The organism is Gilvibacter sp. SZ-19, assembly GCF_002163875.1.
Classification (GTDB): domain Bacteria; phylum Bacteroidota; class Bacteroidia; order Flavobacteriales; family Flavobacteriaceae; genus Gilvibacter.
In genome coordinates this window covers 1217931-1236084 of the sequence record NZ_CP019333.1, presented here as the reverse complement: position 1 = coordinate 1236084, position 18154 = coordinate 1217931, and the positions used below count along the sequence as shown (strand labels likewise).

17 protein-coding genes are annotated in these 18154 nt (G+C 44.1%); 15 read left to right on the top strand and 2 right to left on the bottom strand.

Translation table 11 applies throughout. From position 1 onward, the window contains the following. The first annotated feature begins 14 nt into the window (after nucleotides 1-14). The gene (locus BTO09_RS05645) at nucleotides 15-860 is read left to right on the top strand and encodes a bifunctional 2-polyprenyl-6-hydroxyphenol methylase/3-demethylubiquinol 3-O-methyltransferase UbiG (protein ID WP_087525496.1); all 846 of its coding nucleotides are present in this window, start codon (nucleotides 15-17) and stop codon (nucleotides 858-860) included. Nucleotides 861-1007: 147 nt separating this feature from the next. Here BTO09_RS05645 and BTO09_RS05640 read toward each other — a convergent pair whose 3' ends face one another. Beyond that, entirely contained in the window at nucleotides 1008-2150 is a 1143-nt protein-coding gene (locus tag BTO09_RS05640) for a DNA polymerase III subunit delta' (protein ID WP_087523841.1), read from the bottom strand. A gap of 132 nt (nucleotides 2151-2282) precedes the next feature. Here BTO09_RS05640 and pgk point away from each other — a divergent pair, with 132 nt between their 5' ends. The 4 genes from pgk (at nucleotide 2283) to BTO09_RS05620 (ending at nucleotide 7114) form a co-directional block, all read left to right on the top strand. Continuing rightward, nucleotides 2283-3470, top strand: a complete 1188-nt coding sequence (gene pgk, locus BTO09_RS05635; protein ID WP_087523840.1) for a phosphoglycerate kinase — start codon at nucleotides 2283-2285, stop codon at nucleotides 3468-3470. 64 nt (nucleotides 3471-3534) lie between these two features. Then, on the top strand, nucleotides 3535-4431 hold the full coding sequence (locus tag BTO09_RS05630) for a T9SS type A sorting domain-containing protein (protein ID WP_087523839.1): 897 nt from the start codon (nucleotides 3535-3537) through the stop codon (nucleotides 4429-4431). Nucleotides 4432-4543: 112 nt separating this feature from the next. Further along, nucleotides 4544-6115 carry a LysM peptidoglycan-binding domain-containing protein gene (locus BTO09_RS05625; protein ID WP_087523838.1) on the top strand — a complete coding sequence of 524 codons (1572 nt, stop codon included), beginning with the start codon at nucleotides 4544-4546 and terminating at the stop codon, nucleotides 6113-6115. 12 nt (nucleotides 6116-6127) lie between these two features. Continuing rightward, entirely contained in the window at nucleotides 6128-7114 is a 987-nt protein-coding gene (locus BTO09_RS05620) for a DUF4837 family protein (RefSeq protein WP_087523837.1), read from the top strand. Nucleotides 7115-7158: 44 nt separating this feature from the next. Here BTO09_RS05620 and tatA read toward each other — a convergent pair whose 3' ends face one another. Continuing rightward, on the bottom strand, nucleotides 7159-7341 hold the full coding sequence (gene tatA / locus BTO09_RS05615; protein WP_087523836.1) for a twin-arginine translocase TatA/TatE family subunit: 183 nt from the start codon (nucleotides 7339-7341) through the stop codon (nucleotides 7159-7161). 114 nt (nucleotides 7342-7455) lie between these two features. Between tatA and BTO09_RS05610 the strand changes: the two genes are divergently transcribed. From BTO09_RS05610 to wecC, 10 genes are read left to right on the top strand one after another with little or no spacing between them, the layout of a single operon-like run. Further along, on the top strand, nucleotides 7456-8322 hold the full coding sequence (locus tag BTO09_RS05610; RefSeq protein WP_087523835.1) for a M23 family metallopeptidase: 867 nt from the start codon (nucleotides 7456-7458) through the stop codon (nucleotides 8320-8322). Between the two features lie 6 nt (nucleotides 8323-8328). After that, nucleotides 8329-9822 carry a GH3 auxin-responsive promoter family protein gene (locus BTO09_RS05605; protein ID WP_087523834.1) on the top strand — a complete coding sequence of 498 codons (1494 nt, stop codon included), beginning with the start codon at nucleotides 8329-8331 and terminating at the stop codon, nucleotides 9820-9822. A 27-nt stretch (nucleotides 9823-9849) separates the two neighbouring features. After that, nucleotides 9850-11538 carry a hypothetical protein gene (locus BTO09_RS05600; protein ID WP_087523833.1) on the top strand — a complete coding sequence of 563 codons (1689 nt, stop codon included), beginning with the start codon at nucleotides 9850-9852 and terminating at the stop codon, nucleotides 11536-11538. A gap of 6 nt (nucleotides 11539-11544) precedes the next feature. Beyond that, nucleotides 11545-12537 carry a hypothetical protein gene (locus tag BTO09_RS05595; protein ID WP_087523832.1) on the top strand — a complete coding sequence of 331 codons (993 nt, stop codon included), beginning with the start codon at nucleotides 11545-11547 and terminating at the stop codon, nucleotides 12535-12537. Beyond that, nucleotides 12521-13555, top strand: coding sequence for a dTDP-glucose 4,6-dehydratase (gene rfbB / locus BTO09_RS05590; RefSeq protein WP_087523831.1), 1035 nt, complete (start codon nucleotides 12521-12523; stop codon nucleotides 13553-13555). The genes BTO09_RS05595 and rfbB overlap by 17 nt, the downstream gene beginning before the upstream one ends. Then, on the top strand, nucleotides 13552-14409 hold the full coding sequence (gene rfbA / locus BTO09_RS05585; protein WP_087523830.1) for a glucose-1-phosphate thymidylyltransferase RfbA: 858 nt from the start codon (nucleotides 13552-13554) through the stop codon (nucleotides 14407-14409). The genes rfbB and rfbA overlap by 4 nt, the downstream gene beginning before the upstream one ends. Before the next feature lies 1 nt (nucleotide 14410). Then, the gene (gene rfbC / locus BTO09_RS05580; RefSeq protein WP_087523829.1) at nucleotides 14411-14956 is read left to right on the top strand and encodes a dTDP-4-dehydrorhamnose 3,5-epimerase; all 546 of its coding nucleotides are present in this window, start codon (nucleotides 14411-14413) and stop codon (nucleotides 14954-14956) included. Nucleotides 14957-14963: 7 nt separating this feature from the next. Continuing rightward, complete coding sequence (gene rfbD / locus BTO09_RS05575; protein ID WP_087523828.1) at nucleotides 14964-15821, top strand: dTDP-4-dehydrorhamnose reductase; 858 nt, start codon at nucleotides 14964-14966, stop codon at nucleotides 15819-15821. Continuing rightward, nucleotides 15814-16953: a non-hydrolyzing UDP-N-acetylglucosamine 2-epimerase gene (gene wecB / locus BTO09_RS05570; protein ID WP_087523827.1), complete on the top strand. Its 1140-nt coding sequence runs from the start codon at nucleotides 15814-15816 to the stop codon at nucleotides 16951-16953. Before rfbD ends, wecB begins: the two co-directional genes overlap by 8 nt. Next, the gene (gene wecC / locus BTO09_RS05565; protein WP_232454998.1) at nucleotides 16943-18148 is read left to right on the top strand and encodes a UDP-N-acetyl-D-mannosamine dehydrogenase; all 1206 of its coding nucleotides are present in this window, start codon (nucleotides 16943-16945) and stop codon (nucleotides 18146-18148) included. Before wecB ends, wecC begins: the two co-directional genes overlap by 11 nt. Nucleotides 18149-18154: the final 6 nt, after the last annotated feature.

Here is an 18154-nt window from a genome sequence, read left to right as displayed (position 1 = left end):
TGGAACATCTGCACATGAACAAAAACAGATCGGACTTAAAAACAAAATTGCAAGTCAAAGATCACTTCTTAAGTGGAGAGCTATTTAACTTACTTCACGACGAGGAGCTCGACATGTTATATACCGATCCTGTTCCAGAGGAACTAGCAAAGTATTACGAGAGCGAGAACTATATTTCACACACCGATGCGAAAAGATCATTTGTAGACAGGATCTATCAAATGGTCAAATATTGGTCTGTGCGTTCCAAGATGAATTTGGTCGAATCTCATGTTGTCGGCAAAAAAGTGCTCTTAGATATAGGTGCTGGTACAGGAGACTTTTTGCTTTATGCAAAAAAACGTGGTTGGTCAGTTTCGGGAATCGAAACCAATTCGTCTGCGAGAGCTTTGGCCAAAGCAAAAGATCTGGATCTTTTTAAGGAGCGCCCTGGCGGATTAATTCCAAAACCGACCGCGATTAGCTTGTGGCATGTCTTAGAACATTTACCAGATCCGAAAGAATATCTCAAGTGGATTCACACCCAACTCGAAGAGCAGGGGATTTTAATAATTGCCGTTCCTAATTTTAAAAGTTGGGATGCTAAACACTACCAATCCGATTGGGCGGCTTACGATGTGCCTAGACATTTATGGCACTTTTCAAAAAAGAGCATTTTAGAATTGACCAATCATCATTTCTTTGTCGAGGATATTAAACCCATGGTCTTCGATTCATTTTATGTGAGTTTGCTTTCAGAGAAATACCGAAATGGAAAATCTAATTTGATCCGAGCTTTCTTTAATGGTTTGCGTTCAAATATGGCCGCTTGGAGCAGTGGAGAGTTTTCTTCTCTCATTTATGTGCTCCGGAAGCGCTAATTTACCTATAGATAGCCCCTAAATAGCTTTCTTCGCCATAAATGCCCATATACTAGGCTAAAACTTAAAACGTGCTTAAAACGGCTTATTTGAAGCCATTATTTATAAGTGTGAACTATGAAAGTTTAAAAAAGCGATAAGCTTTGCTTATGATGCTTTTTTGTGGATCAAACGAGTAAGTGAAATGGCCAGATCGGAGAAGATGATCTTCGGATTTCCGTTACGCTCAATATGATATAAAGCAGAAGAAATGTTGGCGATTATTTCTTGAATATTGCCTTCGTGAATAAAGGGAGCGAATTTGTGAAGATCAAAGTCTGGACTCTCCGGAATATAGTATACGATTTCTTGTGCGCCGTAATTGATCAGCATCGCATCTCTAAAGAATTCTGTGCAAAAGGCTAGAAATTGTTTTTGAGTTTCTCTACCACTGGCTGCCACTTCTTCGCTCCAAGCAAGCAGATCATTGATGGCCATTTTATTTCCTTTTGCTTTAAAAGCCGTTCGAACCCAATACAGAAACCAACGCTCAAAGGTGACATTATCGCCGTCGTGAAGATGAAGATGTACGGCCTTGCTAAAATCACCCTCAGCGCGTTTAGCCAGAGCTTGAGCTGTAGCAGTCTCAAGATCAAACTTGTTTTGTAAACCTGTTGCAATGGCTTCTTGCGGAAGTAAAGGGAAGTTCAATTTTTGACAACGTGAACGTATTGTGCCAATGATCTGTTCGTCATTCTCGGCAATCAAGATCAGTACAGAATCTGCAGGAGGCTCTTCTACCAACTTAAGGATCTTGTTGGCACATTCCGTGTTCATCTTTTCGGCCATCCAAACGATCATTACCTTATAACCTCCTTGGTGCGCCTTTAAAGAAAGCTTTTTGACCATGTCTTGGGCTTCGTCTACGCCAATGCGCCCCTGCTTATTTTCAATTCCAATGTGTTGATACCATTCGAACAGACTGCCGTAAGGGTTCTCAGCGACAAAACTCCGCCATGAATCTAAAAACAGATCGGAAACAGGATGCTTTTTTACCTCCGCAGTGGTCGCTACAGGAAACACAAAATGCAGGTCTGGATGCTGGAGCTGTCTAACGCGCTCAATCACAGCATTTTGGTTGTCTAAGTCGTTCATTGACAATAGCTTAGCCGCATATTCTAAAGCTACCGGCAAGACACCTACACCACTCGGACCAACAAATAATTGGGCGTGTGGCACCCGACCTTGCTCCGCAGAAACCTGCAAATGGGAGACCAGGTGATTATGACCCAAAACATCTTTAAAAAGCATGGCCTAAAGATAAACGTTTTGACAGGATATAAACACCTCAAAATCTGCTATATTTACAGCCGTAAAAAAGGCAGTCTTCCCTATGCCTTGCCCGCATTTCAAACTTTTGATTAATCTAAAGACACAGTACTCTTGAAAACATTAGCCGACATTGATTTTAGTAACAAAAAAGCGGTGATCCGTGTAGATTTTAACGTTCCGCTAAACGATGAATTCCAAGTGACCGACACCACTCGGATAGAAGCTGCAAAACCTACTATTATTGAAATATTGGAGGCCGGTGGCAGCTGTATACTGATGTCACATTTGGGACGACCCAAAGGCTGTCAAGAAGAATTCTCGCTAAAACATATTGTAGGAACAGCAAGCGATTTACTCGGGGTAAATGTAAAATTCGTTGACGATTGCGTTGGGTCGGCAGCAGAGGCCGCAGCGGCAGAGCTTGAGCCTGGAGAGATTTTGCTTTTGGAGAATTTGAGATATCATCCAGAAGAGACAGCGGGAGATGAGGCCTTTGCTAAAGCATTAGCCAGCTTGGGAGATGTCTACGTAAATGATGCTTTCGGAACTGCGCACAGAGCACACGCGTCTACAGCGGTAATTGCGCAATTCTTTCCAGATCACAAGTGTTTTGGGCTCCTTTTGGCCAAGGAAATAGCCAGTGTAGACAAGGTTTTAAACAATTCAGAAAAGCCGGTAACAGCTATTTTAGGAGGGGCAAAAGTATCGTCAAAAATCACCATCATCGAAAATATTTTAGACAAGGTTGACCACCTGATCATCGGTGGGGGAATGACCTTTACCTTCATCAAAGCACAAGGAGGTTCTATTGGAGATTCTTTGGTAGAAGACGACAAAATGGAACTCGCTCTAGATATTCTAAAACAAGCAGAAGCCAAAGGGGTTCAGGTTCATTTGCCTACGGATGTATTAGCTGCGGATGGATTTGCAAACGACGCCAACACTCAGGTGTGTCCTATCAATGAAATTCCATACAACTGGATGGGCTTAGATGCAGGTCCTGATACACGCGAAGCCTTTGCTAAAGTAGTGTCTCAATCTAAAACCATACTTTGGAACGGGCCGGTTGGAGTTTTTGAAATGGAAAGCTTTGCAAATGGCACTATTTCTCTTGGAGAGGCCATAGTCGCGGCCACTGAAAATGGGGCCTTTTCTCTTGTTGGCGGGGGAGATTCTGTGGCGGCAGCCAAGCAATTCGGTTTGGCAGAAGGCATGAGCTACGTCTCTACTGGCGGAGGCGCAATGCTAGAAATGCTAGAGGGTAAAACGCTGCCTGGAGTTGCTGCAATTTTAGATTAACTGTTTTATAAGCAACCTTTTTAATATCTTGAGACTAGTTAGTAATAACCAATCTTGAGATACTATGAAAAAAGCACTACTTCTCTTGGCTGCAATGGCAGCTGTAAACCTTTCAACAGCGCAAGTTGAATTATTAAGCAATGGCAGTTTTGAGGACGGGACCGCAGCTCCCTGGACCATCGATGCTGTTAATGGCGTAGACGCAGGCCCATTCACCTGTAATGAAAATTGGCGGATACAGTCAGATTCCGTAGATCTTTGTTGTTGTCTTACAGACATATTGCCCTCGGACGGAGCTTTTGCGGCATTTACCTCTTTCGACTCTAATATTGACAATACCGAATGGATATTAGAGCAGGTTGTAAGTATTCCGAGCACCATTGTGGCTGCAACTTTTTCATTTGATTTTACTGCGGAGTTCGATTTTAGTTTAGGAAGCCCAATTACCGCACCTCGTGAATTGCGTATTGACGTTTACAGAATGGATGGCACACCCTTATCTAATATCTGGACAGACAGCTTTATTGGTTCCGGTCTATTGAGTGTTAATTATTCGGAGTCCATTGATGTTAGCGGATTACTCTCTGGTGTAGAGGGCATGGATGCGCGGATAAGAGTTACGGCAATAATTCCTGAACCGGGTACGGGTCCGGGCAAGACCATGATAGATAATATGTCTTTTATTGTTGACGATGGCCTCAATGTAGATGAATTCGATCTTGAAAATGGCTTGACCATAAGCCCAAATCCATCTCAGGGAGAATTTACACTGGATTATCAAGGACGCGAGCAGTTGCAGTCGGCAATAATCTATGATATTACTGGAAAGCAGGTTGCTTCTTTTGATCTGTCTGGAAGTGCAGGCCCTAAAGCGCTAAGTGCCAACTTACCGTCTGGGATGTATTTACTTCAGGTAGTCTCTGACAGCAGTTCAGCCACACGGAAACTGATCATCAGATAAACACAAGAACCGATCAAAAACCCGCCAATTAGGCGGGTTTTATATTATAGGGCGGCAAAGAAACGTTAAACAATTGTGTTTGCCAGCGCGAATACTTATTTTGCACGATGATATGAGAGCCCTTATTCTATCTTTTTTGTTGCTGATTTTGGGCGCGGATGCAAGACTGAGCGCACAAGAGAATAGCGGTGTTCAAGGCCAGTTGCCAAGAGACACCATTCAAGTAGTAGACACCCTGGTAACTGCCGTGAATCAGGGAGATTTTAGCAGCGTGGAATTCGCCACGGTGACAAAAGACTCTGTTATTTTTGACCTAAAGGACGACCCTTTAGCCAGTAAAATGGACAGCTTATGGTTGAGCGAACTTTCTAACAACACGCTTTACGAAGAGCTTTATACCACCATTACCGACCTCGACTACGAACCTGTCGAATACGAAGAGCTTCCCACAGAATTGCTTAAAGAACGCCTAAAGGCCATAGACGCCAAAACGCCGTTCAATGTAGAATACAATCCGCAGCTAGAAAGCGTCATCAAATACTATTTAAAGAACAGACGCAGATCTATGGGCAAGCTTATGGCGCGCAGCAATTATTACTTCCCCATGTTCGAGGAGGCGCTTAATCGCCATGAAATCCCGCTAGAACTCAAGTATCTCGCCATAGTAGAATCTGCCTTAGACCCTACTGCAAAGTCACGTGTAGGAGCTACTGGCTTGTGGCAGTTCATGTTCACAACCGGCAAGATTTACGGTTTGGATGTGAGTTCCTATGTAGACGAACGCTCGGATCCTTTAATGGCCACAGAAGCGGCTTGTAAATATTTGAAGAGTCTTTACAATTCCTTTGAAGATTGGGACTTGGCACTTGCAGCGTATAATTCCGGCCCTGGTAATGTTTCTAAGGCCATCCGCAGATCAGGTGGCTATACCAATTATTGGAATATCAGAAATAATTTGCCGCGAGAAACCGCAGGTTATCTGCCGAGCTTTTTAGCTACAATGTATCTGTTTGAATATGCCGAAGAGCACGGGTTTAAACCAACCTTGCCAAGTACACCCTATATTGCCACAGACACTATCAAGGTAAAGCAGCTCATTACTTTGGAACAAGTATCTCGATACACCAATGTTCCCGTGGAACAATTGCAGTTCCTAAATCCGAGCTATTTCTTAGGCATTATTCCAGTGGTAAAGGATGAAAACTATGTCTTGCGATTGCCTGTTCAAGCGGTGGGTCCATTTGTTGCGAACGAAGACGCTATTTACGGCCTAGCAACTCAAGAGATCGCACAACGAGAAAAACCATTGCCCCAATTTGTAGCACAAGATGCCAAGATCAGATATCGCGTCCGAAGCGGGGATTATTTAGGAAAAATTGCAAAAAAATACGGGGTTCGTGTTTCGCAAATAAGGCGCTGGAACAACCTTAGAGGAGACAATTTAAGGGTTGGGCAAAGACTAACCATTTACCCCAGAAACCCAGGCAGATCAAGGGCTTCGTCGACTACCACTACACAGACCAATAGTCAAGGCGCAAAGGTTTACACCGTAAAGCAAGGAGACTCGCTCTGGAGCATAGCGCAAAAATTTCCTGGAGTTAGCGTGGAAAACATCAAATCTTGGAACGATATTAGCGGTACTGCATTAAAACCCGGAATGAAGCTTAAAGTCTCCAAGGGGTAAAAAAATCAAACAATGAGAATACGATACTTTTTAGCATTAGTGGGGCTGTTGGTTTTAGCCTCTTGCACAAATTCAGATAAGGAATCAGCTCGCATCTATGCGGAATCTAACGGAAATATCAACAACCTGCAGATCGTGATGTCTAATGAGCTTTGGGAGGGCCGAGTAGGGGAAGCAGTGCGTTCGGTATTTGCCGCGCCTGTAGACGGACTTCCACAAGACGAACCGATGTTCAACATGAATCAGATCCCACCATCTGCTTTCTCTGGTTTTGCCAAGTACAACCGTACCTTTGTGCAGTTCACACAATCTGACAGCACTTATGTGCGCTACGCCAAGAACCCTTATGCCAAACCCCAACTAGGTGTTTTTGTTGGAGCTCCAGATAAGGATGCGCTAATCGCCCAACTCAATGAAAAATCGGGAGATATCATTGCTGCTATAAAGGCAACGGAGATCACGGAAAAACAGCGAAGAATCAATAAATCGTTAATGAACACGGCCCCATTGCAAGAAAAGATGGGGGTCAATATGCTAATCCCTACGGCTTACCGCTTGGCCAAACAAGAAGACAATTTCTTTTGGATCCGCAAGGACATTCGAACCGGCAGCATGAATATCATTGTTTACGAAGTAGGCTTGGACGCTATAGATCCGCAGGGAGAGGTAATTAATGACATTATTAAACTCCGCGATTCCATTGGTGGCGATAATGTTACTGTAGATGAAGGCGGACGTTTTATTACCGAGGAGGCCTACGCTCCTTTTATCTTTGAAGCTGAGATCGATGGCCGGTTCGCTTACGAGACCAAGGGTACTTGGGAAGTGCGTGATAAGTGGATGGCCGGACCTTTTGTGAACTACGCCATTAGAGACGAGGCCAACAATCGTTATCTGATCGTTGAAGGATTCACCTTTGCTCCTTCTATAGACAAGCGAGATTACCAGTTTGAACTAGAAGCGATATTAAAGTCGCTGAAGTTTGCCGACAAGTCATAAAAAAAGCCGCTTTCAAAGCGGCTTTTCTATATATCTTCTCGGGATTATTCTTCTATCTTTTTATTGGAATCGTCCTCTTTAGAGGCGTCTTTGAATTCTTTGATTCCGCTTCCTAATCCACGCATGAGTTCTGGGATCTTACGGCCACCAAAAAGCAGCAATACCACTACTGCGATCAAAACTATTTGAGGCCAACCGATTGCCATTGGAATGAAAAGTGCGTTCATAGTCTTTGTATTATTGAACAAATGTAACAAGAATTCGTCAGAAAAAACGTTTTTATACCAACTTTAGCACCGGGTAGCACTGTTTAATTATCTTTGTCGGTAAGGGTCCGATTTATGAACAAGAAAGAATCAAGAAGACAGCGAATTTCGCGCAAGTTGTTGTACAAATACCGACTGGTAGTGCTCAACGACGACACCTTTGAAGAACGATTCTCTTTTAAACTGAATCGACTAAACGTTTTTGTATTCTCTACTTTGTTTGCGGTTTTTCTCATAGGGATCACCACTTTGATCATCGCATTCACACCCTTGCGAGAGTACATTCCGGGCTATTCGTCTACAGCCTTAAAGAACAAGGCCACCTCTTTGGCCTATACCACAGACTCCTTGCAACAGGTAGTTGCCATGAACGAGCAGTACATTGCTTCGATAAGACGGGTGTTGAGTGGCGATGTAACTTCGGTGGATTTTAATAGGGATTCTATTATTGAGGCAGCCAAGGTAGATCTCTCTGAGGTGAACTTACACGCTTCTAAGGCAGATTCACTGCTGCGCGATCAAGTAGAACAAGAAGACAAGTACAACATTTTTGAGGCAGATAACAAAAAGAACTTTGTGCTCTTCCCTCCAGTGAACGGAACCCTTACAGATGCTTATGACCCTAATGCCAAGCACTTTGCTGTAGATATCGTTGCCGCCAAAGATGCCCCCGTTAAGGCAGTTGCAGACGGCACGGTGATCTTTGCCAGTTGGACAACAGATACAGGTTATGTAATGATAATCGATCACGGGAACAATTTGATCTCCGCCTATAAGCACAACTCCTCTTTGAGTAAGCAGCAGGGAGACCTGGTGAGTTCTGGTGAAGTAATTGGAATAGTGGGTAATACTGGAGAACTCTCTACAGGACCGCATTTACATTTTGAACTTTGGAGTGATGGATACCCCATTGATCCTTCTCAATTCATAGACTTTGACTAAGGCCCTATGTCGTTAAAATCATTTGCAGCAAAATTACTTGCCAAAAAGGTAAAACGAGACATAAACCGATGGTCTGCGGCACCAAGGCAATACCAAATGAAGGTTTTGAAAAACCTATTGGAATCGGCCAAGGGAACAGCTTTTGGACGCGATCATGATTTTGAGAACATACAGGATCACCGCGAATTTGCTGCCAAGGTACCCGTTAGAGACTACGAAGCCCTGCGAACTTATGTTGATCGAGTGGTGGCCGGTGAGGCGGATGTACTCTGGCCCGGAAAGCCGCTCTATTTTGCCAAGACCTCTGGTACCACCTCCGGAGCAAAATATATTCCGATCACCAAAGTCTCTATGCCCGAGCACATTAAGGCTGCAAGAAACGCCATTCTTTGTTATATCGCAGAGACCGGAAAAGCAGACTTTGTGGATGGTAAAATGATCTTCTTGCAGGGCAGCCCAGAAATGGCAACCAAGAACGGTATACAAACGGGACGACTTTCGGGGATAGTAGCCCATTATGTGCCCTCTTATTTACAAAAGAACCGCATGCCAAGCTGGGAGACCAATTGCATAGACGACTGGGAAACCAAGGTCGATGCCATAGTTGCGGAAACCCTACCCGAAGATATGCGCGTTATTAGCGGTATTCCATCTTGGGTGCAGATGTATTTTGAACGTTTAATCGCTAAAGGTGGAAAGCCAGTAGGCGAGCTCTTCCCGAATTTCAAGCTCTTTATTTACGGCGGAGTGAATTTTGCGCCATACAAGGCGCGTTTTGAAGAACTTATTGGCAGAAAAGTGCACAGTATAGAGCTGTATCCGGCTTCGGAAGGGTTTTTTGCCTATCAGGACAGCCAAGATCAGCAGGGAATGCTGCTACTGTTAAATGCTGGGATATTCTACGAGTTTATTAAAGCGGAGGAGTTCTTCGAAGACAACCCCAAACGGATTCCCGTGTGGGAAGTTGAATTGGGAGTGAACTATGTGATGATCATCTCTACTACCGCCGGCCTTTGGGGTTATAATTTAGGCGATACGGTACAATTCACCAGCCTAAAACCTTATCGCGTCATAGTTTCTGGGCGTATCAAACACTTTATTTCGGCCTTTGGCGAACATGTTATTGGCAAAGAGGTGGAACAGGCCATGAAGGTGGCCATAGATACTTTTGACCTTAAGATCAACGAGTTTACCGTTGCCCCACAGATCAATCCAGACTCTGGTCTGCCATATCACGAGTGGTTGGTAGAGGCAGAAGCATTGCCAGAGGATCTAAATGCCGTTGCACACTGCCTGGACCAAGAACTACAAGCACAGAACACCTATTATGCGGATCTTTTAGAAGGTTCTATCCTACGAACCTTGGTTATTACTCCCTTAAAACCGGGCAGTTTTAATGCTCATATGAAGCATGAAGGGAAATTGGGAGGTCAGAATAAGATCCCTCGCCTATCGAATGACCGTAAAATAGCAGACGCCTTATTGAGGCTGCAAGGCTAATTTCTGTATCTTTGGCCCAAAATCGGTATGGCAGTTAACCCAACGCTAGAACGTACAAGAGCCCAAGAAAGTACCGCGGCTATAGAACGCATGTACATCACCATGCGCCACTTGTTTAACCGTGGTTTCTACAAACCCATGGGCGTTTCTGGAGAAACACTTCGAGATTCCTTATTGACCTTACAGCCGGAGATCTACGGCTCCATCGCAGATGAGAAGATAGAGCTCAATGGCTTGTTGTATGTTATGGATAGGCTTCCCTATGGTATAGAAGAATGTAGTTATATCAACTTAACCAGTAACGAAGGCTATGCTAACTCGCACTTTAAACCTATAGTTCCGGCAAAACGCCGCAGAAACTGTTATCGTATAGATAAGGAGCAAATGAATATCGAGGTTACTCGAGGCCGCTCAGAGATCTACGACATCTTGACGCACTTGACCTTCTTGTACATCGAATCACACAAGATCATGGAGCGCGTCCTTATAGACGATGAGGGCGAATACATTCGCGATTGGAAAAAGGTGGAAGAAGCCGTGGCTAAGAATGCAAAATTGAGCCAGGTAGACAAAGAGATCGCCATTACACATATTGCGAATATCCTCGGGCGCACTTTCGAAGAGGTGAACAATATTTACAGCAGTTTTAGCTGTAAGGAGAATCCAAATAGATTCATCAGCATCATTTATCACCTCGGTAAATTGGCCTTGGACGAACATCTGAATAAAACCAAGCGCCTAATCACTTTTTCACCTGTTTTACGAGAAAGACTCGGACATCACATTCACGGAGAAAGGTGGGCAGATAATATTAAAAAAGAACTCTTTAGCCGCGATTGGCTCAAGCGTCCAATTCATATCATTAGCGCAAATATGCATTCGGTAATGAATACGCTTTACGCCAAACGTGCATTACCCGCTGAATTCGCTAAAAAATCTGCCTTAGAGGTCTATCAGTCCCTCAGCAAAGAAGAAAGTAAAACCTCAAGGGCCAAGGTTTACAAAAAGGCGCAGCAAGAAGGAATGATCTACCTTAAGGACAGCAGCGGGACCAATATCGATGTGCAGATCTTTGATCTGGAGTCTTATCCAGACTACACTCCTGCTGTAACAGACGCAACCTCAGCAGAAAACCTGCATCCAATAATCGTGGTTATGGATTACGCCTTTGGCGAGCAAGCCTACGAAACCATGGACGAGCTTCTAAAACCTTATCAATGTGATCAAGGCAAGAAGCACTTCTTAAATGTAGAGTCGGTATCCATCATGGGTAAAGCGGGGATATTAGAAGGCGATAAGGGCGATATTATGATTCCTTCTGCGCACATTTTTGAAGGCACAGCAGACAATTATCCCTTTAAAAACCGTTTAAAGAAGGCCATGTTTGCAGACGATGATGTGAACGTATGTACAGGGGCTATGATCACAGTTTTAGGAACATCCTTGCAGAATAAAGATATTTTGCAGTTCTTTTACGAATCAACTTGGAATGTGATCGGCTTGGAAATGGAAGGCGCGCATTATCAAAAAGCCATTCAATCTGCTTCTAAAATTAGAGGCAGTATAGGCAAGAAAGTAAAGGTGAATTATGCGTATTACGCATCAGATAACCCACTAAAGACAGGAAGCACCTTGGCTTCTGGCGGTTTAGGAACAACGGGAGTAAAACCCACTTATCTGATCACAGAAAAAATATTGGAACAAATATTAAGCTAACTAACAATGAGTGAGTCGAACAATAAAGCCGCAGAAGAATTAGATTTATTCTTCTTCTTCAGCGAGATCAAAAAGGTCTTTAAAGGATGGGTGAGAGCCTTTTTTAAAGGTTTTGATTTTGCGCTAAGACGCTGGATCATTATTCTTATTTTGATTCTAGTCGGGCTTGGACTGGGTTATTATCTGCAGCAGAACAGTTTTACAGGAAATAAAGCTAAAATTTTGTTGAAGGTAAACTTTGAAATGGGGAACTACCTATACAACACCGTGAATGTCATAGATAAGAAGCTCAAAGCCGGAGACACAGAATTCTATGAAATCTTAGGTTTGAATCCTAACAACCCCACCATTAGAGGCGTAGAGCTTACTCCCGTGATCAATGTTCACGATATAACAGATGATTTTGAGGATACCAATAGAAATCTTGATGCGCTCTTGCGTTATGTGGAATTCAACATGGAAGAAGAAGAGCTTTACCAGACTTTCACAACCAATTACAACTACCACTATTTAGCTGTTTCGTTGACCAGCCAAGGCAAAAACGAAGATTTACAGCGCCTAATGGATTATATCAATTCCAATCCTATTCTACGGGAGTACAGGGACACTTCAGTAAAGACGATAAACGAGAAGTTAGAAGCAAATAAACACACCATTGAGCAGATTGAAATGTTCATGACCGAATACCTAAAGCGCGAAGCCACACAAAAGGAGCCGAGCGCCCAGTTCTATGTGGAGCGTGAGACCCGTCCTGACCTCCTTCTACAGACCAAAAACGATCTACTGACAGAGAACCAAGAACTACAGGATGCTTTGGTTTTCTATAAGGATCCAATTTTGGCATTGGGTGGTGTTGAGGTTTACCCTAAGGAGCAAGGAATCTTAGACAAGAAAATGGTCATTTTGCCAGTTCTATTGGTCTTCGGATTCTTGTTTTTAGCTTATATGCGCTATCTGTACTTTTATTTAAGACGCATTGCCGATGCCCCAGAACAGTAAAGCTATACTGGTTACTGGTGGCGCGGGATTCATTGGGTCGAATTACATTAAAATGCTGCTCGAGACTACAGATCTAACTGTGGTCAACTTAGACAAGCTCACCTATGCAGGAGATCTGAGAAACCTCGAATTTGCCGAATCTAATCCTAATTATCACTTTGTAGAAGGCGATATCTGTGATGCGGCCTTGGTAGATTCTTTATTTACAAAATACAGCTTTGAGTGGGTAGTTCATTTTGCTGCGGAGTCTCATGTAGACAACTCCATTTCTAATCCGGATGCCTTTGTGCAGACCAATGTGGTAGGCACACATCGCTTGTTGCAGGTTGCTTACAAGCATTGGATGGATGCACCCAATAAGTTCAAGTCGGGCTATGCGAACGCTCGTTTTTTACATGTTTCTACCGATGAGGTTTACGGGACCTTAGGGGCAGAAGGCCTGTTTACCGAGCAAACACCATACGCCCCCAACAGTCCGTATAGCGCTTCTAAAGCAGCCTCTGATATGTTGGTGCGCAGCTATTTTCACACCTATGGGTTCCCAGCGGTAACCACCAATTGTTCTAACAATTACGGACCTCATCAGCACAGTGAAAAACTTATACCCACAATAATTCGTTCTGCTATTTCGGGGAAAAACATCCCGATCTATGGAGACGGTCAAAACATTCGCGATTGGCTCTATGTGGCGGACCATTGCAGTGGCGTACACCGCGCCTTAGAAAATGGCAGACTCGGTGAAACTTACAACATTGGCGGCAAGAACGAACGCAACAATTTGTATATCGCCAATTACATCTGTGAACTGCTGGATCAAAAAGTTCCGCGGGAAGACGGGCAGTCGTACAAATCGCAGATCAGCTTTGTGACCGACAGACCAGGTCACGATTTTAGATATGCCATAGACGCCTCTAAAATCACCACAGAGCTAGGTTGGCAAGCGCAGGAGCATTTTGAATCGGGGATGGATAAAACCTTGAACTGGTATTTAAACAACAGAAACCGACTAGAAGCATGAAAGGGATAATTTTAGCCGGAGGATCCGGTACGCGCTTACATCCACTAACCATAGCGGTGAGTAAACAACTTATGCCGGTTTATGACAAGCCTATGATCTACTATCCGCTGAGCACTTTGATGTATGCCGGAATTAGAGAGATACTCATTATTTCAACCCCACGAGATCTACCCTTGTTTAAAACCCTTTTGGGAGACGGCAAACAACTCGGCTGTTCTTTCAGTTATGCGACACAGGCGGAACCCAAAGGTTTGGCAGAAGCGTTTATAATTGGCGAAGAGTTTATAGGCGATGACAAAGTAGCCCTTATTTTGGGTGACAACATATTCTACGGCAGCGGCCTTAAAGAACTCTTACAGGCCAATAATGATCCGCAGGGAGGAATTATATACGCCTATCACGTCAATGATCCGCAGCGATACGGAGTAGTCGATTTTGATGCGGCAGGCAAAGCCGTAAGCATAGAAGAAAAACCGGCAAAACCTAAATCGAACTACGCCGTTCCCGGAATCTATTTCTACGATAATCGCGTGGTAGAAATTGCAAAGAACATTCAGCCTAGTGCGCGCGGAGAATTGGAGATCACCGATGTAAACAACGTGTATCTACAAGATGGGCAATTACAAGTTGCGGTATTGGACAAAGGAACCGCTTGGTTAGATACTGGAACCTTTGAATCGCTTATGCAAGCGAGTCAGTTTGTAGAGGTCATTGAACAGCGACAAGGCCTTAAGATCGGGGCCATAGAAGAGGCGGCTTACGAGATGAAATACATCGATAAGGCACAATTGCAAAAATTGGCTGAACCCTTGGTAAAAAGTGGTTACGGAGATTATCTAATGCAGCTGGACTAGAATGAAAGTTGATAAGACTCCAATAAAAGACTGTTTTTTGATCACTCCTGAGGTTTATGAGGATGAGCGCGGTTATTTCTGCGAAACCTTTCACCAAGAGAAATTTCAGGCCCAAACAGGGATTCAAACTTCCTTTGTGCAAGACAATCAATCACAATCTACTAAGGGTGTGCTGCGCGGATTGCATTTTCAAAAGGCTCCCCATCAGCAAGCCAAATTGGTACGCGTTGTCAAAGGCCGTGTATTAGATGTTGTGGTAGATCTGCGCAAAGACTCGCCGAGTTTTGGACAGCATTACAGTGCAATTCTGGATCAAGAAAACAAGCAACAGCTTTATATCCCACGAGGCTGTGCTCACGGGTTCATTACCTTATCAGATAGCTCGATATTTGCCTATAAGTGCGATGCCTTTTACAATCGTGAAGCAGATTCAGGAATTCGATATGATGACGCAACCTTAGGGATAGATTGGCGTCTACCCAAAGACGATATGATCATTTCTGAGAAAGATCAGAATTTGCCCTATTTCGATCCGACTAACTTCTAATTCCAAAATGGCAGCAAAGCGCATACTTGTTACTGGAGCTTCTGGTCAACTTGGCCAATGTTTACAGGCCACTGTAACAAAAGCTATGGCTGCTAAAGTGCTGTGGACAGATCATGACCAGCTCGACCTTACAAAATCCGAAGAGATAGCGAAGCTCTTTGAGCAGCATCAATTCGATTATTGCATCAATACAGCAGCTTACACCGCGGTAGACAAAGCCGAATCCGAGCGAGATGCTGCCTTCGCAGTGAACGCCTTTGCTGTGGCTAAACTGGCAGAAACTTGTGCTGCAAATAATACTACGCTAATACATCCTTCTACAGACTATGTTTTTGGGGGTACTGCCACTGTTCCCTACCGAGAAGATCAGGCCGTAGCACCCATCAATGTCTATGGCGCTTCTAAAGAAGCCGGTGAATCCGCTATTCGTTCAATATTGCCGCAACACTTTATTGTAAGAACCTCGTGGCTTTACAGCCCTTATGGACATAACTTTTACAGAGCAATAAGACAGAAACTAGAAGACGGACAGGCGCTAACCATAACCACAGATCAGACTGGGACTCCAACCAACGGTTTAGATTTGGCAGCGTTTATCTGGACATTAATTAGCGAAAAACACAAGCAATACGGAACTTATCATTACAGCAATACCGGTCAGGCTACTTGGTATGAGTTTGCCTTGGCTATCGCCTCCGGTTTATCAAAAAAGCATGAGAATCAAGTTGGGGCAACGGCGCATTATGCTACATTTGCAGCGCGCCCGGCCTACAGTGTTTTAAGCAAGGAGAAGATCAAAGAGGTCTTTGGTGTGAATCCCCCGGAGTGGAAAGCCAGTCTGCATCAACTAATGAACCATGACTAAAAGCCGTCATTTAATTGTTTTTGGAACCCGTCCGGAGGCCATAAAAATGGCTCCCTTGGTACACCATGCCCTTAACCAGACCAATTGGGAGGTAAAAGTGTGCGTGACAGGACAACACCGCGAGATGTTAGATCAGGTGCTTGACTTCTTTGCAATAAGCCCAGATTTTGACCTGAACCTAATGCGTCCCAATCAGAATTTGTACAGTCTTACTGCGGATATAATCACGAGTTTAAAACCGGTTTTGGAAGAATTTAATCCGGATTACGTTTACGTTCATGGCGACACAACCACCTCTACGGCTGCAGGAATAGCCGCCTTTTACAGTGGAGCAAAAGTATGTCATGTGGAAGCAGGCCTGAGAACCTTTAATAGACAATATCCTTTTCCAGAGGAGTTCAACAGAACACTAACAGGGAAGATAGCAGATTATCATTTTGCGCCTACACCAACCTCCGCAGCAAACTTAAAAAGAGAAAATACAGCCGAATCTGCCATTTGTATTACCGGAAATACGGTGATAGACGCTTTGTTCAAAGGTTTGGAAATTGTGGAACAACCCGATTATTCCAACCCAGAAATAGAACAGCTTAAAGGGCTGTTGGATCCGCAAAAGCGCTTGATCTTGATCACAGGCCACCGTCGAGAAAACCACGGTGATGGTCTGGAGGCCATTTGTAAATCCTTAAGTCAGATCGCTTCGGCCAATGCGGATGTAGAGCTGATCTATCCGGTACATTTGAATCCGAACGTAAAAGGCCCTGTCAATGAGTATCTCCAAGGTATTTCTAATATTCATTTGGTAGATCCGTTAGCGTATCCTGCCTTTATTTGGCTGATGAAGCGTTCGCATATTATCATTACCGACAGCGGAGGAATCCAAGAAGAGGCCCCGAGTTTAGGTAAACCGGTCTTGGTAACTCGCACCACAACCGAACGCCCAGAGGCTGTAGAAGCCGGTACGGTATTGTTGGTTGGCACCGATGTGGAACTTATCGTTGCTGAAACTCAGAAGCTCCTAGACGATCCGCAGCAATACGAGAAGTTGAGCCAATTGCACAACCCTTACGGAGACGGGAAGGCCTGCGAAAGAATTGTTAGTTTTATGAACCAAATACAACATGGCACATAAACCAAAAGTAGTAATGATGGGCTTGGGCTATATTGGCCTGCCTACCGCCGCACTTATTGCCAGTAGAGGCTTGGAAGTGATAGGCGTAGATATACATCAGCACGTGGTAGACACTATTAACCGCGGGCAGATCCATATTGTAGAACCAGACCTGGACGGTTTGGTGCATCATGTAGTGCACAAAGGTCATTTGCGTGCTACAACACAACCCGAAGAGGCAGATGTCTATTTAATTGCCGTTCCGACGCCATTTAAGGACGATCACGTGCCCGATCTCAGTTTTGTGACCGCTGCCACCGAAAAGATAATTCCGACGCTTAAAAAGGGCGCTTTAGTGATTTTAGAGTCTACTTCTCCAGTTGGAACCACAGAGAAAATGCGAGCCTTGATCCACGACAGACGTCCGGAGCTGAATGGCGATGTCTATATGGCCTATTGTCCGGAGCGAGTTTTGCCGGGAAATGTGTTGCATGAACTCAAGCACAACGACCGCGCTATTGGTGGAATTGACGAGCAGTCTACACAAAAGGCAATTGCCTTTTACAAACATTTTGTAGTAGGGGATCTACACCCAACTAACGCCAAGACCGCAGAGATGGTTAAGTTGGTAGAGAACGCATCTCGAGATAACCAGATCGCTTTTGCCAATGAACTCTCTATGATCTGCGATAAAGCTGGTATAGATGTTTGGGAGATGATCGCTTTGGCAAATAAACACCCAAGGGTGAATATTTTACGCCCAGGAACGGGAGTAGGAGGGCACTGTATTGCTGTAGACCCCTGGTTTATCGTTTCAGAATTTCCAGAGGAGAGTAAGATAATTCGCAAGTCTCGAGAGGTGAACAATTACAAGACCGAGTGGGTTATTGAGAAAATAAAGAACAAAGCCCTCGCCTTTAAAATTGAGCATAAACGCGAACCAGTCATTGCCTGTATGGGCTTGGCCTTTAAACCGGATATTGACGATCTAAGAGAGTCCCCCGCGCTTTATGTAACAGAGACCCTTTTAGACGAAGGTCACCAGATATTACAAGTAGAGCCAAATTTGCAAAATGGTCATGGGCGTGAACTCACTGAAGCATCTGATGCTGTCAAGCAAGCCGACATTATCGTTTTCTTGGTTGGGCATAAAGGATTCCGATCTTTGCAAATTGCAGATAAAAAGCAGAAATTAGATTTCGTAGGGATGCTATAAAAACAA

Coding starts and splice junctions, on each gene's coding strand:
- BTO09_RS05605 (WP_087523834.1), top strand. CDS start 8,329: ATGTCGTTAAAATCATTTGCAGCAAAATTACTTGCCAAAAAGGTAAAA.
- tatA (WP_087523836.1), bottom strand. CDS start 7,341: ATGAACGCACTTTTCATTCCAATGGCAATCGGTTGGCCTCAAATAGTT.
- BTO09_RS05610 (WP_087523835.1), top strand. CDS start 7,456: ATGAACAAGAAAGAATCAAGAAGACAGCGAATTTCGCGCAAGTTGTTG.
- rfbC (WP_087523829.1), top strand. CDS start 14,411: ATGAAAGTTGATAAGACTCCAATAAAAGACTGTTTTTTGATCACTCCT.
- wecC (WP_232454998.1), top strand. CDS start 16,943: ATGGCACATAAACCAAAAGTAGTAATGATGGGCTTGGGCTATATTGGC.
- BTO09_RS05600 (WP_087523833.1), top strand. CDS start 9,850: ATGGCAGTTAACCCAACGCTAGAACGTACAAGAGCCCAAGAAAGTACC.
- rfbB (WP_087523831.1), top strand. CDS start 12,521: ATGCCCCAGAACAGTAAAGCTATACTGGTTACTGGTGGCGCGGGATTC.
- BTO09_RS05645 (WP_087525496.1), top strand. CDS start 15: ATGAACAAAAACAGATCGGACTTAAAAACAAAATTGCAAGTCAAAGAT.
- rfbD (WP_087523828.1), top strand. CDS start 14,964: ATGGCAGCAAAGCGCATACTTGTTACTGGAGCTTCTGGTCAACTTGGC.
- BTO09_RS05620 (WP_087523837.1), top strand. CDS start 6,128: ATGAGAATACGATACTTTTTAGCATTAGTGGGGCTGTTGGTTTTAGCC.
- BTO09_RS05625 (WP_087523838.1), top strand. CDS start 4,544: ATGAGAGCCCTTATTCTATCTTTTTTGTTGCTGATTTTGGGCGCGGAT.
- BTO09_RS05595 (WP_087523832.1), top strand. CDS start 11,545: ATGAGTGAGTCGAACAATAAAGCCGCAGAAGAATTAGATTTATTCTTC.
- BTO09_RS05640 (WP_087523841.1), bottom strand. CDS start 2,150: ATGCTTTTTAAAGATGTTTTGGGTCATAATCACCTGGTCTCCCATTTG.
- rfbA (WP_087523830.1), top strand. CDS start 13,552: ATGAAAGGGATAATTTTAGCCGGAGGATCCGGTACGCGCTTACATCCA.
- BTO09_RS05630 (WP_087523839.1), top strand. CDS start 3,535: ATGAAAAAAGCACTACTTCTCTTGGCTGCAATGGCAGCTGTAAACCTT.
- wecB (WP_087523827.1), top strand. CDS start 15,814: ATGACTAAAAGCCGTCATTTAATTGTTTTTGGAACCCGTCCGGAGGCC.